At 63.3% G+C, this 18398-nt stretch carries 17 protein-coding genes; 11 read left to right on the top strand and 6 right to left on the bottom strand.

The features are described from left to right. Nucleotides 1-200 precede the first annotated feature (200 nt). Both EV679_RS11510 and EV679_RS11505 read left to right on the top strand, forming a co-directional pair. Entirely contained in the window at nt 201-1298 is a 1098-nt protein-coding gene (locus EV679_RS11510) for a class I SAM-dependent methyltransferase (RefSeq protein WP_130487278.1), read from the top strand. Next, nucleotides 1295-2557 carry an MFS transporter gene (locus tag EV679_RS11505; RefSeq protein WP_130487277.1) on the top strand — a complete coding sequence of 421 codons (1263 nt, stop codon included), beginning with the start codon at nt 1295-1297 and terminating at the stop codon, nt 2555-2557. The genes EV679_RS11510 and EV679_RS11505 overlap by 4 nt, the downstream gene beginning before the upstream one ends. Before the next feature lie 115 nt (nt 2558-2672). Here the strand turns inward: EV679_RS11505 and EV679_RS11500 are convergent, their stop codons facing one another. The 4 genes from EV679_RS11500 to paaG form a co-directional block, all read right to left on the bottom strand. After that, a complete protein-coding gene (locus EV679_RS11500) occupies nt 2673-3275 on the bottom strand; it encodes a TetR/AcrR family transcriptional regulator (RefSeq protein ID WP_130487276.1) in 603 nt (200 codons plus the stop codon). Nucleotides 3276-3727: 452 nt separating this feature from the next. Further along, nucleotides 3728-5038, bottom strand: a complete 1311-nt coding sequence (gene paaK / locus EV679_RS11495; protein ID WP_130487275.1) for a phenylacetate--CoA ligase PaaK — start codon at nt 5036-5038, stop codon at nt 3728-3730. Between the two features lie 102 nt (nt 5039-5140). Then, complete coding sequence (gene paaI, locus EV679_RS11490; protein WP_130487274.1) at nt 5141-5596, bottom strand: hydroxyphenylacetyl-CoA thioesterase PaaI; 456 nt, start codon at nt 5594-5596, stop codon at nt 5141-5143. A gap of 1 nt (nt 5597) precedes the next feature. Then, complete coding sequence (gene paaG / locus EV679_RS11485) at nt 5598-6401, bottom strand: 2-(1,2-epoxy-1,2-dihydrophenyl)acetyl-CoA isomerase PaaG (protein WP_130487273.1); 804 nt, start codon at nt 6399-6401, stop codon at nt 5598-5600. Nucleotides 6402-6638: 237 nt separating this feature from the next. Here paaG and paaN point away from each other — a divergent pair, with 237 nt between their 5' ends. The 8 genes from paaN to EV679_RS11445 all read left to right on the top strand — a co-directional run bounded on the left by paaN (nt 6639) and on the right by EV679_RS11445 (nt 16184). After that, complete coding sequence (gene paaN, locus EV679_RS11480; protein WP_068371693.1) at nt 6639-8318, top strand: phenylacetic acid degradation protein PaaN; 1680 nt, start codon at nt 6639-6641, stop codon at nt 8316-8318. A 193-nt stretch (nt 8319-8511) separates the two neighbouring features. Continuing rightward, nucleotides 8512-9669, top strand: coding sequence for an ABC transporter substrate-binding protein (locus EV679_RS11475; protein WP_068372044.1), 1158 nt, complete (start codon nt 8512-8514; stop codon nt 9667-9669). A 198-nt stretch (nt 9670-9867) separates the two neighbouring features. Beyond that, nucleotides 9868-10740: a branched-chain amino acid ABC transporter permease gene (locus EV679_RS11470; protein ID WP_068371696.1), complete on the top strand. Its 873-nt coding sequence runs from the start codon at nt 9868-9870 to the stop codon at nt 10738-10740. Then, nucleotides 10741-11700: a branched-chain amino acid ABC transporter permease gene (locus tag EV679_RS11465; protein WP_068371699.1), complete on the top strand. Its 960-nt coding sequence runs from the start codon at nt 10741-10743 to the stop codon at nt 11698-11700. Nucleotide 11701: 1 nt separating this feature from the next. After that, nucleotides 11702-12493 carry an ABC transporter ATP-binding protein gene (locus EV679_RS11460; protein ID WP_068371702.1) on the top strand — a complete coding sequence of 264 codons (792 nt, stop codon included), beginning with the start codon at nt 11702-11704 and terminating at the stop codon, nt 12491-12493. Continuing rightward, nucleotides 12480-13181, top strand: a complete 702-nt coding sequence (locus EV679_RS11455; protein ID WP_068371705.1) for an ABC transporter ATP-binding protein — start codon at nt 12480-12482, stop codon at nt 13179-13181. Before EV679_RS11460 ends, EV679_RS11455 begins: the two co-directional genes overlap by 14 nt. A 2-nt stretch (nt 13182-13183) precedes the next feature. Next, on the top strand, nt 13184-15229 hold the full coding sequence (locus EV679_RS11450; RefSeq protein WP_130487272.1) for a 3-hydroxyacyl-CoA dehydrogenase NAD-binding domain-containing protein: 2046 nt from the start codon (nt 13184-13186) through the stop codon (nt 15227-15229). 37 nt (nt 15230-15266) lie between these two features. Further along, nucleotides 15267-16184 (top strand): PaaX family transcriptional regulator C-terminal domain-containing protein, encoded by a 918-nt coding sequence (locus EV679_RS11445; RefSeq protein WP_127773293.1) that lies wholly within the window; start codon nt 15267-15269, stop codon nt 16182-16184. Nucleotides 16185-16302: 118 nt separating this feature from the next. Here EV679_RS11445 and EV679_RS11440 read toward each other — a convergent pair whose 3' ends face one another. Together EV679_RS11440 and EV679_RS18065 are read right to left on the bottom strand one after the other, a co-directional pair. Further along, entirely contained in the window at nt 16303-16686 is a 384-nt protein-coding gene (locus EV679_RS11440) for a PD-(D/E)XK nuclease family transposase (RefSeq protein WP_068371710.1), read from the bottom strand. Next, the gene (locus EV679_RS18065; RefSeq protein ID WP_369410287.1) at nt 16574-16822 is read right to left on the bottom strand and encodes a PD-(D/E)XK nuclease family transposase; all 249 of its coding nucleotides are present in this window, start codon (nt 16820-16822) and stop codon (nt 16574-16576) included. Before EV679_RS18065 ends, EV679_RS11440 begins: the two co-directional genes overlap by 113 nt. A 335-nt stretch (nt 16823-17157) precedes the next feature. Between EV679_RS18065 and pcaF the strand changes: the two genes are divergently transcribed. After that, the gene (gene pcaF / locus EV679_RS11430) at nt 17158-18363 is read left to right on the top strand and encodes a 3-oxoadipyl-CoA thiolase (RefSeq protein WP_068371713.1); all 1206 of its coding nucleotides are present in this window, start codon (nt 17158-17160) and stop codon (nt 18361-18363) included. Nucleotides 18364-18398: the final 35 nt, after the last annotated feature.

The raw sequence follows: 18398 nt of genomic DNA, 5'->3' as shown, positions 1-18398 counted from the left end.
CGCTGCAGTGCCACGCATACTTTTTCATGCTTTTTGCATAGAACAAAAATTAATAATTCTCATTAAATATATCATTGTTTGGTTATCGAGATGTGCTTAATACATCATCTTTTTTCTTAAAAATCCATGATTATCAATGAGTTGATTATTTTATTCGGTACGTTCCCGTGCCGTTCGGAAACGATTGGCGGAGGCCGCTCATGAGTGCTGGAATTGCTGTGGCGCAGGAACATCCGCTGCAGGTGTACTGGGACAGGCAGCTGGCAGGGCTGGAAGCGGACGCCCTGCGTGTGGCATTGCAATTGCAGCTTCCGGAGCAGCTGGCGCGTTGCCGTGGGATGGCTGAGCTGGCACGTGCGCTGGCAGTGGATGCCGGGCGCCTGGAAAAGCTGATCGAATTGCTGTGGGCCATGGGCGTGGTGGAACGCGTCGAGGCTTCAGTTGACGCCGCTGGCAGGATTGCTGACGCCGGGCCTGTTTATCGCCTGGCGCCTGCCCTGGCGCCTTATCTGTCCTTGGCTTCGCCTTTGTATTGCGGGGATGCGCTGCTATACCGGCACAAGGTATTGCGGCAGTCTGGCGCACAGCTCGATGCGTTGTTGCTACCGGATGAGGGCGGTTCAGTTGCGGCGCAAGCGCCGGCTGTCCCGGGAGCTGCGGGCCGGGCCTGGGCGGCAGCGGCGCGCTTGCAGATTGCGCAGGAGCAGCGTGCGGCGTCGATCCAGGGCGCGCTGTCTGTGTTGGAGCGCCTGCCGGAGTATCCGGAGAGCCGGCATTTGCTGGATCTGGGCGGCGGGCCGGGGCTGGTGGCAGTGGCGCTGGCACAGCGCCTGCCCATGCTGGAAGGCGTGGTGTTTGAGTATCCGGAAGTGGCTGCCGTGGCCCAGGAAAATATCGACGCCGCGGGCCTGGCCAGCCGCTTGCGCGCGCAGGGGGGCGATATTGCCCGCGATGAGGTCGGGCAGGGCTATGACTTGATCTGGTGCTCCTCGGTGCTGCATTTCGTGCCCGACGTGCCCGCCTTGCTCGCGCGCTTGTTCCGCGCCCTGAAACCAGGCGGGGTACTGGTCTGCTGTCATGCGCAGGTCGATGGTGATAGCGCGGTGCTGCCGGATCACCGGGTGCTGGCCTATTACCTCAATATGCGCATGATGGGGCGTCATGTCTTGCCGGCGCGAGAAATGGCCGGACAATTGAGGCAGGCGGGTTTTGCCAGCGTGGAACTGGCCGGTGATATTTGTTTCCCTGTGGCCCCGGTAACGGCGCTGGTGGCCCGCAAGGCAAGGCGGACAATGTGAACAAGACCCGGATATTCGGTTTGCAGCTGTTGTTTGGCTGGCTGAACCTGGCACTGACCGTGCCCAGCATCTATTTGATGTTCGGCATGCCGCTGGTCATGCGCCAGCATGGCTGGAGCGGGACGGAAATCGGCCTGTTCCAGCTGGCGGCGCTTCCAGCGATCTTCAAGTTCCTGTTTGCCGTGCCGGTGCAGCGGGTGCGGCTGGGCCACGGACATTTTGTGAACTGGTTGCTGGGGCTGTGCCTGGTGGTGCTTGTGCTGTACTGGCAGATTGGCAGGCAGAACCTGATCAGTCAGCCGCTGTGGCTCTTCGGGCTGACTTTCGCCATCAGTATCGCTACCACCTGGGCTGACATTCCGCTCAATGCGCTGGCAGTCCAGTGCCTGCCGCGTGGCGAGCAATTGCGCGCCGGGAGCATCCGTTCGGCGGCCTTGTTCCTGGGAGCCATCATCGGGGGCGGTATCATGATTCTGGTGCAGGCCCATCATGGCTGGCAGATGCCGTTCTGGCTGATGGGGGCTGCCCTGGCGCTGGGATGCCTGCCTTTTCTATGGCTGCGCGGGCAGGCTGGCTTGCCGCTACCTTCGGCAGCATCCGCCAGGCAGGACGAAGCGCCGTTGGAAGGGTTTGTGGCCGACTGGATCGGCTTCTTCAGTCAGGCGGGGGCACGGCAGTGGACCTGGCTTTTGCTGATGGGTTTTCCATTCCTGGGCGCGGCCTGGCTATACCTCAAGCCGCTGATGCTGGATCAGGGGATGCCGCTGGAGCAGGTAGCGTTCATCATCGGTATCGTCGGGGGGCTGACGGGGGCCGTGTTCAGTCTCCTGGGGGGACGGCTGGCGATGTGGCTGGGCGCTGGCAGGGCAGTATTCTGCTATTTGCTGGCAGCCCTGGTGGCGCTGCTGCTGTTGACCGCCATCATAGGCTTGCGCCTGGGGGGCGTCTGGCTGATCGGCAGCGCCTTGCTGCTGGCTGCGGCCATGGGAGCGGTGTCGGCTTTGATGTTCGGCTTGACCTTGTTCTTCACGCGACGTCAGCGCAATGCCTCGGATTATGGCTTGCAATCCAGCTTGTTTACCGTGACCCGCCTGGCTGTGCCTGTCGCAGCCGGCTGGCTGCTGGATCACCTCGGGCAGACGGGAATGCTGGCTTGCCTAGCTTGCGGCGTATTGTGCGCCTGCGTGCTGGCCTGGCGTGCACGAGCCAAGGTGGAGGTTGCCGCGCGGCGGGTTTTGGCGAGTGACGCCCGCGCCTGAATCCGGCGATTGCCGTCGCAGGTGGCAATACCGCAGGGCAGCGATGCCAGGGGCCTATATGCCCGGCATGGCTGCCCTGTCTTTACCGGCGTCCTCACATGGGGCGCAGCGGATGTCAGCGGATGGCCTTCAACCCTTCCAGCACCAGTGTGGTGGCGATATCCGCATATTCCTCGCGGCTGACCGGGCCATCGGGGCGGAACCACATATAAACCCAGTTCAGCATGCCGAACAGCGACATGGTGACGGGCTTGAGCAAGGGGCGGTTTTCGTCCAGTTGCGGGTTGATCTCGTAGATGACCGCAGAAATCCTGCGTACGATCCGCCGTTCCAGCAGGTTGAGTTCCTGTGCCTGTTCTTCGGTCAGCGAGCCTGAACGGTTGAGCTGAACCTTGTGCATGTCGTCCGCATCGCGGTAGCACTCGAGGATTTGCCGTACCAGCTTGCGCAGGCGGGTTTCTGCGTCGTCGCCCTTGCTTTCCTCTGCGGTAATTTCCAGGGCGTGATCCAGCTCTTCGAGGTGGCTGCGGATAATGTCAAAGATCAGGGCGTCTTTGCTGGGGTAGTAGTGGTAGAGCAGTGCCTTCGAGACTTTGCTGCGTGAGGCGATCTGTGCCATGGATGCCTTTTCCATGCCCAGTTCCGCAAAGACTGCGGCGGCACTGGTCAGGATGCTGCGCTGTTTTTCTTCGAAATCTGCCGCGCGCGTGCGTGCCATGCTGATATATCGTCCTATTAATAGTAATTATTCTGAGTGGCCGGGATCACGGCACCCGCTGCGCCGCAAGCGGCGCGGGCTGGCCGGTCCGTAGCAGGTCTTGCCGGAGGACGGCGCAACCTGGCGGCATGCCGGCGATGCAACGGAAGGCCGCCCCGCAGGGCCGGCCAGCGTTGTCTGGCAGGCAGTGCGGGGGCGGCGCCTAAGGCATGGGCGGTATCCGGCCACTCAAACGCCGCAAACAAAACGGCGCCACGCTGTGGCCGATGTTACCGCATTCCGCTGCCGGAGGCGGCCTTCGTCCAGGTCCCGGTCCTGCAGGACCGTCATTTTTTGTTGCCTGGAACGGTGGGGCCTGCGCCAGGGCAGTGCCTGGCGCGGCATGCGGGTGTCCCGCGCTTTTGGTGGAAGGATGCGCGGGTGTCCGCCGCATGCCGGCGGTACGGATTGGCTTAGCGCTTCGGCCGGTTGTCGACGACGCGCTTGGCCTTGCCTTCGGAGCGGACCACGGCGCCAGGCAGCGTGACATCCACCAGGGTGCTGATGCCGACAATGCTCTTGATGTGGTGTGCCAGTTCCTTGGCGGAACGTGCCCGGGCCTGATCGTCGCAGGCATCGGCCTGGCATTCCACGTGCACCGTCATGTTGTCCATGCGGCCATTGCGGCTCAACTCGATCTGGAAGTGCGGCGCCAGGCCCTTGCACTTGAGGATCTGTTCTTCGATCTGGGTCGGGAAGACATTCACGCCGCGCAGGATGATCATGTCGTCGCTGCGGCCGGTGATTTTTTCCATGCGGCGCATGGTGCGTGCCGTGCCAGGCAGCAGGCGCGTCAGGTCACGGGTACGGTAGCGAATGATGGGCAGGCCTTCCTTGGTCAGCGTGGTGAAGACCAGTTCGCCCTGTTCGCCGTCAGGCAGGACTTCGCCGGTAACGGGGTCGATGATTTCGGGGTAGAAGTGGTCTTCCCAGATGTGCAGGCCATCCTTGGTTTCGACGCACTCGTTGGCCACGCCCGGGCCCATGACTTCCGACAGGCCATAGATGTCTACGGCGTGCATGTCGAAGGCCTGTTCGATTTCCAGGCGCATGGCGTTGGTCCACGGTTCGGCGCCGAAGATGCCTACCGCCAGCGAGCATTCGCGCGGGTCCATGCCTTGGCGCTTGAATTCGTCCAGGATGGACAGCATGTAGGACGGCGTCACCATGATGATGCGCGCCTGGAAGTCATTGATGAGCGACACCTGGCGCTCGGTCATGCCACCGGAGATGGGCACCACCGTGCAGCCCAGCTTTTCCGCGCCGTAGTGGGCGCCCAGGCCGCCCGTGAACAGGCCATAGCCGTAGGCATTGTGCATGATGTCGCCCGGGCGGCCGCCGGCTGCGCGGATACAGCGCGCCATGACGGTGGCCCAGGTGTCGATGTCGTTGCGGGTGTAGCCGACCACAGTGGGCTTGCCGGTCGTGCCCGACGAGGCGTGGATGCGTACCAGTTGTTCACGCGGCACGGCGAACATGCCGAACGGATAGGTATCGCGCAGATCGGTCTTGTAGGTGAACGGGAACTTGGAGAGATCAGACAGCGTTTTCAGGTCGGAAGGATGGACGCCGGCGTCATCGAAACGCTTGCGGTAGAACGGCGAATTCTCGTAAGCGTGGGTCAGCGACCATTTCATGCGCTCCAGCTGGAGTGCGGCCAGTTCATCGCGCGAAGCGATTTCAATCGGATCGAGATCCTCTTTGCGAGGCGCCAGGTTTTCCATGTTTGTCTCCTGCTATGGCTTCTGATTCTTGCGATAGGCCGCAGCGCGTTGGCGTGCTGCGGTCTGGTTCTTTCGTGTCGGTCTACTGCCGGCAACGGGTATTCAGGGGTTCGCTTCCGGCAGCAAGGTGCCTTTGATGGTCCGGGACAGGCCGCGGAATTCAGCGATATGGGCGCCATCCTGATTGCGGATGACCACGTCATAAATGCCGCTGCGGCCGCTGCGGCTGATTTCGCGCGCCGTGGCTGTCAGAACGTCGTTTTCGAACGCGGGGGCGAGGAAGCTGACGGAACAGTGCTGCGCGACGGCGCGCTGGTTATAGGTATTGCACGCGAAGGCAAAGGCCGAGTCGGCCAGCGTGAACATATAGCCGCCGTGACAGGTACGGTGGCCATTGAGCATGCTGGCGTCGATACGCATCTGAATGGTTGCCGTACCGGGGCCGATTTGTTCCAGGTCCAGCTTCATGTCCAGGTGCTGGGTGGCGCGGTCATCCTCCCACATGGCTTGCGCACAGGCACGCGCCAGGGCTTGCGGGCTCAAGGTGCTGATGTCCATCTCAGTTCCCCTTGAAGACGGCAGGACGCTTGTCCAGAAAGGCGGCGACGCCTTCGGCGTAGTCGTGGCTGCGTCCGGCTTCACGCTGCAGGTCGCGTTCCAGGTCGAGCTGTTGGTCCAGGCTGTTGGTGGATGCCGCCTGGATTGCACGCTTGGTCAGGCCCAGGCCACGAGTGGGGCCCTGTGCCAGTTGCTGAGCCAGTTTGAGGGCTTCTTCCTGCAGCGCTGCGTCATCGACGGCGCGCCAGATCAGACCCCAGTCGGCAGCGGTCTCGGCGTTCAGCGGTGCAGCGGTCAGGGCCAGCGCCTTGGCGCGGGCTTCGCCCAGCAGGCGTGGCAGGCTCCAGGTGCCACCGGAATCCGGTACCAGGCCGATCTTGGAAAAGGCCTGAATGAAGCGGGCTGAACGCGCTGCCAGGACAATGTCGCAGACCAGGGCCAGATTGGCGCCGGCGCCGGCAGCCACGCCATTGACCGCGCAGATCACGGGTTTTTCCAGGCGGCGGATCTGGCGGACCAGGGGGTTGTAGAACTTTTCGATGGTGGCGCCGAGGTCGGGGGCGCTGCCGCCGCTCTTGCGCGGATCGCGGTCACCCAGGTCCTGGCCGGCGCAGAAACCACGGCCGGCGCCCGTCAGCAGCACGGCGCGCACGGCGCTGTCCTGTTCGGCACGATCCAGCCCGGCGCGCAGCGCCAGATGCATGTCTTCGTTGAACGAGTTCAGTTTGTCGGGGCGATTCAGGGTCAGGCGCAGTACGCCTTGCTCCAGACTGACGAGCACGGTGTCGTGAGAGGATTTCTCCACGTTGTCTCCTTCGTTTTTTACCGCCGGTCCACCTGCTCCGGCCTTTGACTACCAGGGACGGTAGCAGACGGAAGAGGGGCCCGGGGCCGTATTTTTTTCTCGCCGGATTTTTTCCGGTGATCCTGGGGCGCCATTGTTGCAGCTTGCTGGCGCTTGGGTATTCGGGTTCCTACTATTGCATAAACCGTCCGGTCGGTCAATAATTCCCTCGCACTCTTCAACATGGGAAAAACCAGAATGTCCAGCCTGTTTGAACAGCACCGCGCCACGCTTGAATCGGCCCTTGCAGCAATACGTGAACGGGGCTTCTGGAGCGCCTATCCCGAGGTTCCCAGCGGCAAGATCTACGGTGAAAACGCCAAGCAGGAAGGCTTGGCCAGCTACCAGTCGCACCTGAATGGCGACTTCGAATTGCCGGGGCATCCCGAGCAGCGCCGTGTAGGCGCGGAAGTGTCACCTTTCCTTGGCGCAGCCGAGGGCGCGCTGGGCATACGCTACCCGGCGGCAGACGCTGAGCTGCTGGTTTCGCATTCGCAGGCAGCCGCGGCAGCCTGGGCCAATGCCGGTATCGAAACCCGGGTGGGAATCTGCCTGGAGATCCTGGCACGTCTGAACCGCCGCAGTTTCGAAATGGCCAATGCCGTCATGCATACTTCCGGCCAGGCTTTTCCGATGGCTTTCCAGGCTGGTGGCCCCCATGCGCAGGATCGCGGCCTCGAAGCCCTAGCCTATGCCTGGGACGAGATGCAGCGCATTCCCGCCAGTGCCCGCTGGGTCAAGCCGCAAGGCAAGGCGGGCGACATCATTATGGACAAGCACTGGCGCATCGTGCCTCGTGGCGTTTCCCTGTTGATCGGCTGCCAGACTTTCCCGACCTGGAATAGTTATTCCGGTCTGTTCGCCAACCTGGCGACGGGCAATACCGTGATCGCCAAGCCGCACCCTGCCGCCATTCTGCCCATGGCGCTGACGGTGCTGGTGGCGCGCGAGGTTCTGGCCGAGCAGGGCCTGCCGCCCGATGTCGTGCTGCTGGCAGCGGAAGAGCCGGGCTCGGGCCAGGCCAAGGTGTTTGCCGAGCATCCCGGCATTGCACAGATCGACTACACCGGTTCCGGCGAGTTCGGTCAATGGCTGCGCCGCCATGCGGCTACGCCGCTGGTCTATACCGAAGAGGCCGGCGTCAACAGCATCGTGATTGCGGCCACGGACAATTTCGATGCGATGTGCCAGAACATCGCCTTTTCTCTGTCGCTCTACAGCGGCCAGATGTGCACGGCGCCGCAGAACCTGTTCGTGCCGCGTGACGGCATCCTGGCTGGTGGCGAGCGCAAGTCTTTCGACGAGGTGGCTGCCGGCATTGCCGCAGCCGTGGATGCCTTGTTGGCCGACCCGGCGCGTGCCGCCGCGGTGGCGGGCGCCATCGCCAACCCGGATACGTTGGCGCGTGTCGATGCGGCACGCAGCCTGGGCCGCATTGTGCGTGATTCGGCGCCGCTGGCGGGCGCCGGTCCGGCTCGTACTGCGACGCCGCTGATCGTCGCGGTGGATGCGGCGGCCACCGATGCTTACGAGGCTGAACGCTTTGGCCCCATTGCATTGGTCGTGGCCGTGGCTGACGCCGCCGAGGGTGTACGCCGCGCTGCCGACCTGGCGCGGCGCAAGGGCGCCATCACCGCCGCGCTCTATGACACCAGCGAAGCCGGCATCCTGGACGCGGCTGACGCCTTTGCCGAAGCCGGCGTGAACCTTTCGGTCAATTTGCTGGGTGGCATCTATGTGAACCAAAGCGCGGCATACAGCGACTTCCACGTGACCGGCGCCAATCCGGCAGGCAATGCCTGCTTTGCCGACAGCGCTTTCGTCGCCAACCGCTTTCGCGTCGCCATGTGGCGCCAGCCCGCGCCGACCAGCGCCTAAAGTCATCGCCGGGAGTGGTCATCACCGGCAGTGGTTATCACTGTTCGTGGCTTCAGGCGCCCGCCAAGAGGCGCCATGGCGACAGACCGTGTTCATCGTGGTTATGCAGGGGTTTCTGTATCCGGCAGCCTGGGCCATCTTCAAGAGCCAGGCACCGGCAAGCAGTTCATTTCATAAACTGGAGGGAGACAACATGAAGCGATTCAACAAAAAGAATGTATTCAAGCTGGCTGGCGCCGTGGCGCTGGCCTGGTGTGCGGCCGGCACGGCCAGCGCCGATATCCTGATCGGCTCTACCGTGTCCGCGACGGGCCCTGCGTCCTTCCTGGGCGAGCCCGAGGCACGCACCCTGAAGATGCTGGTTGACGACATCAACGCCAAAGGCGGCGTGCAAGGCGAGAAAATCAAGCTGATCGCCTATGACGATGGCGGCGATCCGAACAAGGCGCGCACGTTCGCAACCCGGCTGATCGAGGATGACGAGGTCGTGGCAGTCATCGGCGGCACCACCACCGGCACCACGATGTCCATCATTCCCGTCGTGGAAGAAGCGGGCGTGCCTTTCATTTCGCTGGCCGGCGCCATCGAAATTATCCAGCCGGTGCGCAAGCATACGTTCAAGACGCCGCATACCGACCGCATGGCCTGCGCCAAGATCTTCGAAGACATGAAGCAGCGCAACCTGACGAAGATCGGCCTGCTGTCTGGCTCCGACAGCTTTGGCGCTTCTATGCGCAAGCAGTGCCTGGACATCGTGGGCGATTATGGCATCACCATCGTGGGCGATGAAACTTTCGGCCCGGCCGACGCCGACATGACGCCGCAGCTGACCAACCTGCGCAACAAGAACGGCATTCAGGCCATCCTGAACCTGGGCATGGGTTCGGGCCCCGCCATCGTGACGCGCAACTATGCGCAGTTGGCTGTCGACCTGCCGCTGTACCAGTCGCATGGCGTGGCATCCGATGCCTTCATCGAACTGGCGGGCGCCAAGGCGGCCGAAGGCGTGCGCCTGCCCGGCACCTCCTTGCTGGTGGCAGAGCAACTGGCGGAGGCCGATCCCCAGCGCGAAGTGGTGCAGAACTACAAGAAGCGCTACGAAGCAGAGACCGGCAAGCCGGTGTCGACCTTCGGCGGCTATGCCCATGACGCCCTGTTCCTGATCGTCGACGCCATCAATCGCGCCGGCAAGGCCGAACCCGAAGCCATCCGCGATGCGCTGGAATCGACCACTGGCTACATGGGGACGACCGGCAGCTTCACCATAACGCCGCAGGATCACCTGGGCCTGGACCTGAGCGCTTTCCGCATGCTGGAAATCCGTGATGGCGGCTGGAAGATCGTCGAATAACTGACCGACATTCCGGCGCTTGCAGCGCGGGGCGGCGAGGGGGCCGCCACCGTCTGGCAAGACGAGCTGGGCTGCCGCTTGCCGACCGCTTTCCGGTCGAGCCATGCGCGGCGGCGGCTCATCGTAGCGCCGAAGATTCCCCCGCCCGGTCCCGGTTTCGGGAGGCGTGGCGGGGATTCTTCACATCCGGAGACACACATGCCTGAATTCATGCAGTTTTTGCTGTCGGGGCTGACAGTCGGCGCAGTGTATGCGCTCGTCGCCCTCGGCTTTACCATTATCTATAACGCTTCCGACGTGGCGAACTTCGCGCAGGGAGAGTTCGTGATGCTCGGCGGCATGATCACCGCTTTCGCCTACATGGCAGGCGCGCCGCTGCCGCTTGCAGCGCTGCTCGCCATCGTGGTGACGGCAGCCATCGGGGTGGCGCTCAACAAACTGGCCATCGAACCGGCGCGCGGTGCGCCCGTGGCGAGCCTGATCATCATCACCATCGGTGCCTCCATCTTCATCCGGGGCGTGGCGCAGGTGGTCTTTGACAAACAGTTGCACCGCTTCCCCGCATTCTCCGGGGATGATCCAATCCGTGTGCTGGGTGCGACCATTCTGCCGCAAAGCCTGTGGGTCATCGTCGGGGCGCTAGTGATCTTCGTCGGCTTGTGGCTGTTCTTCACGCGTACGCTGACGGGGCGCGCCGTGCTGGCGACAGCCAACAACCGCATCGCCGCGTTGCTGGTGGGGATCAATACCAAATACATCATGACGCTGTCCTTCGCCCTGTCGGCCGCCATCGGCGCGCTGGCCGGGGTGCTGGTCACGCCCATCACCCTGGTGAGCTACGACATCGGCATGACGATGGCGCTCAAGGGGTTCGCCGCCGCCATGCTGGGCGGTATGGGCAATCCCAAGGGGGCGTTGGCCGGTGGCCTGTTGCTGGGCTTGCTGGAAGCTTTTACTGCTGGCTATATCAGTTCCCAATACAAGGATGCGGCGGCTTTCGTGGTCATCCTCGGCGTGCTGTTCTTCATGCCCCAGGGCCTGTTCGGACGCCGTGCGGCGGAGAGGGTGTAAATGATGAAGAAACTGTCTCCGAAACATGCCACGCTGCTGGTGCTGGCGATCCTGATCGCCGTGGCGCCGCTATTTTTTCCTTCTTCCTATTACCTGCGAGTCGGCTCGCTGATCTTCGTCAATGGTCTGGCGGTGGTGGGTATCGTGGTGCTGACGGGCTTCGTGGGCCAGATCAGCCTGGGCCATGCCGGGTTCCTGGGCATAGGCGCCTATGCCTGCGCGCTGGCACCCAAGTACCTGGGCTTGCCGGTGCTGCCTTCGGCCTTGCTGGGCGCAGTGATTTCCGGCTTGCTGGCCTGGGTGGTGGGACGCCCCATCCTCAGGTTGCGGGGCTATTACCTGTCGGTCGCCACACTGGGGTTCGGCGTGCTGGTCGCCATGGTGCTGACCAATGAAGCCTGGCTGACCGGTGGCCCGGACGGCATCGCCGTGCAGGACCCCGGCATGCGCGCTGCGCTCAAGGACATGGGCCTGAGCCTGAACAATGCCGAGTTCTGGTACGCGTTCAACGGCATCATGCTGGTCCTGGGGGCCTGGGTGGCGCTCAATTTGCAATACAGTGCCACGGGGCGCGCATTGCGGGCGCTGCATGGTTCCGAAGTGGCGGCGCGTACTGTCGGCGTGGACGTGGCGCGCTTCAAGCTGCGCGGTTTTGTCATCTCCGCCATCTACGCTTCGCTGGCCGGCTCCCTGCTGGCCATGCAGAATCGCTTCATCACGCCGGATGCCGCCAGTTTCATGCACTCCGTCGAAATTGTGACGATGGCGGTGCTGGGCGGCGCTGGCTCGGTGCTGGGCGCCATTTTCGGTGCGGCCGTGCTGACGGCCCTGCCCCAGGTGCTGACATTCTTCCAGGAGTACGAGCAGATCGTGCTCGGCCTGATCATGATGCTGGTCATGATTTTCCTGCGCGGCGGCGTTTTGCCCAGCCTTGCGCGCATCATCCGCGGGAGGGGCTGAGATGAGTCTATTGGAAGTGGCCGGTGTCGGCATATCTTTCGGCGGGCTGCGCGCAGTGCATGATGTCAGCTTCAATGTGCGCGCCGGCGAAATCGTTTCGGTTATCGGCCCCAATGGGGCCGGCAAGACCACCTTGTTCAACATGTTGTCCGGCGTGTACCAGCCGGGTTCGGGCGAAGTCCGGCTCGATGGCGAGCCGGTAACCGGCATGGCGCCGCACCTGCTGGCCAGGCGCGGCATGTCGCGCACGTTCCAGAACCTGCAGATTTTCCCTGCCATGACGGCGCTGGAAAATGTGGCGACCGGCTTTCACCTGCAAGAAAACGGTTCCCTGCTGGCGGACCTGCTGGGGCTGCCGTCGGCACGCCGGCGCACCCGCCGCTCAGAGGAGCAGGCGCGTGAGCTGCTTGAGCGCGTTGGCCTGGGGCGGGCAGCGGATTTCGAGGCGGCATCGCTGTCCTACGGTTCGCTCAAGCGCCTGGAAATCGCCCGCGCGCTGGCGCTCAAGCCGCGCCTGCTGCTGCTGGACGAGCCGGCGGCAGGCTGCAATGCGGTCGAAACCGAGGAAATCGAGCATCTGGTGGCGGAAGTCGCCGCCAGCGGCATTTCCATCCTGCTGGTCGAACACGATATGAAGATGGTTATGCGTATCTCGAATCACATCGTGGTGCTGGACCATGGGGAAAAAATCGCCGAAGGCCTGCCGGCAGAGGTTGCCAGCCATCCGCGGGTGATAGAAGCCTATCTGGGCGCGGCGGCGAAGGAGGAGGCTGCGAAACATGCTGAGCGTTAATCAATTGCGGTCGCGCTATGGGCGCATCGAAGTCCTGCATGGTGTGGACCTGGAAGTCAGCGCCGGCGAGATCGTGGTGGTGGTCGGCGCCAACGGCGCCGGCAAGACCACGCTGCTGCGCTGCCTGTCTGGCATCCAGCCGGTGCAGGACGGCAGCATTGTCTTCCGGGGGCAGCGTTTCAACGATGTCCCTGCCTATCGGCGCGTCAAGCACGGCCTGGCGCAGGTTCCTGAAGGGCGGCAGATTTTCACCAGCCTGTCGGTAGAGGAAAACCTGCGCCTGGGCGCCTATTTGTATTCCGATGATAAAGTCGACCGGGACATGGAAGATGCCTTCCAGATGTTCCCGGTCCTGCGCGAAAAGCGCAACCTCGCCGCCGGAGGCCTGTCCGGCGGGCAGCAGCAGATGCTGGCCATGGCGCGCGCGCTGTTGAGCCGGCCTTCCTGCCTGCTGCTCGATGAACCCAGCATGGGTCTTGCGCCTATCCTGGTGGCGCAGATCTTCGATGTCGTCAAAAGCTTGAAGAGCCTGGATGTCACCGTCCTGCTGGTCGAACAGAATGCCTTTGGCGCCTTATCCATTGCGGATCGCGGCTATGTCATGGAAACTGGCAAGATCACGCTGTCCGGACCGGCACAGCAACTGATCGAAGACCCGCGCATCCGTTCGGCTTACCTGGGAATGTAGAAATGAGCATCACGATAGAACGCGAAGACGGCCTGGCCGTTGTCACCGTCGATTTTCCGCCCGTCAACGCCTTGTCGCAGGCCTTGCGCAGCGGCCTGATCGCTGCGGCAGAAGAATTGGATGCCGATCCTGGCGTGCAGGGCGTGGTCCTGATTTGCGCGGGCCGCACCTTTATCGCCGGGGCGGATGTCAGCGAGTTCGGCAAGCCGCCGCAGGAACCGCATCTGCCGGATGTCGTGGCGCGTATCGAAAATGCGGCCAAGCCTTGGCTGGCGGCCATTCATGGCAGCGCGTTGGGCGGCGGCCTGGAAATTGCCCTGGCTTGCCGTTTCCGGGTGGCCTTGGCGGGGGCCCAGGCCGGGCTGCCTGAAGTCAAGCTGGGCCTGGTGCCGGGCGCTGGCGGTTGCGTGCGGCTGCCGCGCCTGATTGGCGCCGCGCTGGCTGTGGAGGCGGTGACGCGCGGCGCGCCGCTGAACACGGCCAAGGCGCAGGCGGCAGGCTTGTTCGATGCCGTCGTCGAGGGTGATTTGCGTGGCGAGGCCCTGGCTTACCTGCGCGCGGCGTTGCAGCGCCCCTTGCCCCTGCCTTTGCTGCAACGCGAGGTAGCGCCGGCGGATGCCGGTTTCTGGGAGCAAGCCCAGGCGGATCTGCGCAAGCGTGCTGGCCGTGAGGTCGCTCCAGGCCTGGCGCTAGAGTGTGTGCGCCGCGCATGCGAAGGCAGCGTGCAGGATGCCATGGCGTTCGAGCGGGCCAGCTTTCTGGAGCGTCGTGCGTCCGACCAGGCGCGCGCCTTGCGCCATATCTTCTTCGCCGAACGCGGCGCTGCCCGTCCACCCGAACTCAATGGCGTGGAGGCCCGCGCGGTCAATCACGCAGCAGTGGTCGGCGGCGGCACCATGGGCGCGGGCATTGTCGTCGCCTTGCGTGACGCCGGTATTCCGGTGATCCTGCTGGAGCGTGATGACACTGCCTTGCAGCGCGGCCTGCAGCGGGTGTCCGACATCTACCAGAGCAGTGTCAAGCGTGGCCGCCTCAGCGAGGGCGCGGCTGCCGAGCGCATCGGCGGGGTGCGCGGTACGATTGTCGATGCAGACCTGGCCGATGTCGACCTGGTCATCGAAGCGGTGTTCGAGGACCTGCAAGTCAAGCGCGATGTCTTCGCCCGCCTGTCCCAGGTGTGCCGCAACGACGCCATTCTGGCTACCAATACGTCCTATCTGGACCCGGCGCTGATCGCCGAAGGCCTGGTCGCGCCCGAGCGCTTCATCGGCCTGCACTTCTTCAGCCCGGCGCAGATCATGAAATTGCTGGAAATCGTACCGATTCCGCAAACGGCGCTCGATGTGCTGGCTGCCGGCTTTACGCTGGCGCGCCGCTTGGGCAAAATTCCGGTCCGTGCTGGAATCTGCGATGGTTTCATTGGCAACCGGATTCTGCGTACCCTGCGCGCGCAGGCGGAACGCCTGTTGCTGGCAGGCGCCACGCCGCAAGCGGTGGATGCGGCCATGCGCGCCTATGGCATGCCCATGGGGCCGTTCGAGGCCCAGGACCTGGGCGGGCTGGATATTGCCGCCTTCCAGCGCAAGGCGGCGCGCGAACGCGGCGAAGCCGTTTTTGCGCCGGTGGCGGACCGGCTGTGCGAACAAGGCCGTCTGGGTCAGAAGACCCAGGCGGGATGGTATGACTACGCGCCGGGCGAGCGCCGTCCCTTGCCGTCCGACACGGTAGCCAAGGTGATCGCCGAGGCGGCTGCCGGTGTGCCTCAGCGTGCTTGGAGCGAAGCGGAAATCATCGACAGCATTGTGTTGCCCATGGTGAATGAAGCGGCGTTGATCCTGGAAGAAGGCATCGCCCGGCGTGCCGTGGATGTCGACTTGGTTGAAGTCCACGGCTATGGCTTCCCGCGCTGGCGCGGCGGCCTGCTGCATGATGCCGAGGCGCGGGGATTGAAGGAGGTGGTGGCACGCCTGCGCGAGCTGGCGGCAGCCGGGTTGGCGCCTGAACCGTGCCGCAAGCTGGAGCAAGCGGCAGAAACTGGTACATTCTGAGTGTCGGACATTTTCCAGCATTCGTCATACCAGGCCCGTGAGCAACGCGAATCCCCACTCTGAAACTGGCCAGCCTGCCTTGCAGGCTGCCGCCCGTTCCCTGCCGGAAACCTTGGTGCAACGTCTGTTGGCTGCCAGTCCTCCCAAGGGAGCAGGCTTCATTGTCACCATCTATGGCGACGTCGTGGAGCCGCGTGGCGGCGTGCTTTGGATGGGCAACCTGATCGAAGCCTGCGCTGCCGTGGGTATCAGCGAAAGCCTGGTGCGTACGGCAGTGTCGCGCCTGGTCGCAGCCGGGCAACTGGAAGGGGAACGGGTGGGTCGGCGCAGCTTCTATCGTCTGACGGCGGAAGCCCGTGCGGAATTTGCCTACGCTGCCAGCATTCTTTATGAACCCCACGACGCCAGCCAATGGCGGCTGATTTATCTGGGGGGGAACGACCCGGACGCTACCATGCGCAGGCTTAAGCGGCTGGGTTATGCCGCGCTCAACCCACGCCTGGCGATCGGGCCGGACGGCGCGCCGGAACTGACGGACGATGCCTTGGTATGGGATGCCAGTGTCGTGCAGGGTGGGGCAGCCATGCGCCAGTTTGCAACGGAATACTGGGATTTCCAGAGTTATGCCGATGCATTCAGCGCTTTCATCGAGCGTTTTTCCCCAGTGCAGGAAATTGCCGCTAGCGTCGAGCCCGCCATGGCGTTGACCTTGCGCCTGCTACTGGTGCATCAATACCGGGGCATTGCCCTGCGCGCACCGCGCCTGCCGGTGCAAGCCTTGCCGTCAGACTGGGCCGGCCACGAAGCCCGGCGGTTATTTGCTACCCTCTATCTGGCCTTATCGCGGCCTGCGGAGCGCTTCATCGCCAATCATTTTATTGATGGCGATGGTGCCTTGCCGGAGGCGGGCCAGACCGTCAGGCAACGTAGTTTGCAGCTGCGGCAGATGCAGTAACCGGCTGGGCAGCATGCAAGCGCGCGATAGGGATATCGGCGCCGCCAGGCTGAAGGTTGACGACACGGCTGGCGCAAGACCATGTCCATGCCTACCTGGGCCTGCCATGGCGTCTGGCTTAACCAGGCCACCACGCTTTGCTCGCTTGCCTGTTTTGCCGTGCACCGCCAGCCTGGAGGCAGGCGATCCAGGCAGAGAGTGCTGGGGGAAAGGCATGCAGCGTTTCTGCCTTGGTGAGTTCGATTATATGGACCTGCATGGCCTGTCCCAAACCGGGCTGCAACTGCACGGCCGGACGTTGCGAGTCGCGTAGCGTGAAGTGCCAGTCGGCCTGTGCGGGGTAGTCGAGGTAGAGGTCATGGCCCAGCAGGCTGATGCTGACGACAGGCTTAAGTGCTTGATATTCCTGCCCGGTGTCGAGCTGGTCGGACAGCATGCGGGCGAGATAGAACAGATTGCGCTGCGGCCATTGGGGGGTAATGCCGCAATTGCATTTCGACATTGAAGAAGCTGCCGTAGGCATCTTTGGCCAGGATATCCAGAATAATCTGTTTGCTGGAAACGTCAGCGGGCAGAATATTCGGGTTGTGTAGCTGCACGACCTGGATGGGAGGATAGCGATAGCGTACCGCGTCCATGCGCAAGCGGGCTGAAAAACTCACAGTCAGGCTGGGCACTTGCACCTATGGCACTTGTCCCTATATCAGTTCTGGCATGACCATGTGCGCTTGCGATCTGCCGCCTGTCCCCGATGACCCACTACGCCTTGCCTCGGTCACCTGTACCAGCCAACCAGCGCCTCTCCCGTAAACACCACATCCACAACAGCTTCATCATACTGAAACATTACAAATTAATCGGAAACCCCTATTGAATTGTGATGCTTTTCGGTGCTTAATAGCACATAGAGAATACTATAACCGTCCGGTCGGTCAGCGAATGGCTGCTCCGGCCAACCAGGGAGAAGGAATCCATGACGGAAGCTTTTATCTGTGATGCCGTACGCACGCCCGTTGGGCGCTATGGCGGCGCCCTGTCCTCGGTCCGCGCCGATGATCTGGCCGCCGTACCGCTGGCGGCGCTCATGCAACGCCACCCGAATGCCGACTGGTCCAAAGTTGACGATCTCATCTTCGGCTGTGCCAACCAGGCAGGCGAAGACAACCGCAACGTCGCCCGCATGGCCGTCCTGCTGTCGGGCATGCCTATCGGCGTTCCGGCCACCACCGTGAACCGCCTGTGTGGCTCCGGTCTGGATGCGGTCGGCCTGGCCGCGCGCTCCATTCGTGCCGGCGATTGCGACTTCGTCGTTGCTGGCGGCGTTGAAAGCATGAGCCGCGCGCCCTTCGTCATGCCCAAAGCCGAAAGCGCCTTCTCCCGTGCCAATGCTGTTTATGACACCACCATCGGCTGGCGCTTCGTCAACCCGAAAATGAAGGCCGAGTTCGGCGTCGATACCATGCCGCAAACGGCGGATAACGTCGCGGCAGACTTCGGCATCAGCCGTGACGACCAGGATGCCTTTGCCGTGCGCAGCCAGGCCCGCTGGGCCGCGGCCAACGAAGCCGGCATCTTTGCCGAAGAAATCGTACCGGTCACCATTCCGCAGAAAAAGGGCGACGCCATCATCGTCGAGCGCGATGAGCATCCGCGTCCCGGCACCAGCCTGGAACAGCTTGCGCGCCTCAAGGGCGTCAATGGCGCCGGCCTGACCGTCACCGCAGGCAACGCCTCGGGCGTGAACGACGGCGCCTGTGCATTGGTCATCGCTTCCGAGGCGGCAGCGCAACAGCAGGGCATGCGCCCGCTGGCGCGTGTGGTCGCCATGGCGGCCGCGGGTGTCGAGCCCCGCGTCATGGGTATTGGCCCGGTAGAGGCCAGCCGCCGCGTGCTGCAGCGCGCCGGCCTGTCCATCAAGGACATGGACCTGATCGAACTGAATGAAGCCTTTGCTTCCCAGGCATTGGCCGTGCTGCGTCAGCTGGGCTTGCCCGATGACGCCGGGCACGTCAACCCGAACGGCGGCGCGATTGCCATCGGCCATCCGCTCGGCATGAGCGGCGCTCGCCTGGCGACCACCGCTGCCTACCAGCTGCGCCGCCAGGGCGGCCGCTATGCGCTGTGCACCATGTGCATCGGCGTGGGGCAGGGTATCGCGATGATTATCGAGCGTGTTTGAAAGCCCCTTAATTAAAGCCTATCAAGGTACGGAGG

This window comes from Kerstersia gyiorum (assembly GCF_004216755.1).
In the GTDB taxonomy this organism is placed as follows: domain Bacteria; phylum Pseudomonadota; class Gammaproteobacteria; order Burkholderiales; family Burkholderiaceae_B; genus Kerstersia; species Kerstersia gyiorum.
The sequence above is the reverse complement of the archived record's forward strand: the minus strand, read 5'-3'. Positions and strand labels throughout refer to the sequence as shown.

Excerpts from the sequence above, each read along its gene's own strand:
- EV679_RS11510 (WP_130487278.1), top strand. The coding sequence starts at position 201 with ATGAGTGCTGGAATTGCTGTGGCGCAGGAACATCCGCTGCAGGTGTAC.
- EV679_RS11500 (WP_130487276.1), bottom strand. The coding sequence starts at position 3,275 with ATGGCACGCACGCGCGCGGCAGATTTCGAAGAAAAACAGCGCAGCATC.
- paaK (WP_130487275.1), bottom strand. The coding sequence starts at position 5,038 with ATGGAAAACCTGGCGCCTCGCAAAGAGGATCTCGATCCGATTGAAATC.
- paaI (WP_130487274.1), bottom strand. The coding sequence starts at position 5,596 with ATGGACATCAGCACCTTGAGCCCGCAAGCCCTGGCGCGTGCCTGTGCG.
- paaN (WP_068371693.1), top strand. The coding sequence starts at position 6,639 with ATGTCCAGCCTGTTTGAACAGCACCGCGCCACGCTTGAATCGGCCCTT.
- EV679_RS11475 (WP_068372044.1), top strand. The coding sequence starts at position 8,512 with ATGAAGCGATTCAACAAAAAGAATGTATTCAAGCTGGCTGGCGCCGTG.
- EV679_RS11470 (WP_068371696.1), top strand. The coding sequence starts at position 9,868 with ATGCCTGAATTCATGCAGTTTTTGCTGTCGGGGCTGACAGTCGGCGCA.
- EV679_RS11465 (WP_068371699.1), top strand. The coding sequence starts at position 10,741 with ATGATGAAGAAACTGTCTCCGAAACATGCCACGCTGCTGGTGCTGGCG.
- EV679_RS11460 (WP_068371702.1), top strand. The coding sequence starts at position 11,702 with ATGAGTCTATTGGAAGTGGCCGGTGTCGGCATATCTTTCGGCGGGCTG.
- EV679_RS11455 (WP_068371705.1), top strand. The coding sequence starts at position 12,480 with ATGCTGAGCGTTAATCAATTGCGGTCGCGCTATGGGCGCATCGAAGTC.
- EV679_RS11450 (WP_130487272.1), top strand. The coding sequence starts at position 13,184 with ATGAGCATCACGATAGAACGCGAAGACGGCCTGGCCGTTGTCACCGTC.
- EV679_RS11440 (WP_068371710.1), bottom strand. The coding sequence starts at position 16,686 with ATGTCGAAATGCAATTGCGGCATTACCCCCCAATGGCCGCAGCGCAAT.
- EV679_RS18065 (WP_369410287.1), bottom strand. The coding sequence starts at position 16,822 with ATGGACGCGGTACGCTATCGCTATCCTCCCATCCAGGTCGTGCAGCTA.
- pcaF (WP_068371713.1), top strand. The coding sequence starts at position 17,158 with ATGACGGAAGCTTTTATCTGTGATGCCGTACGCACGCCCGTTGGGCGC.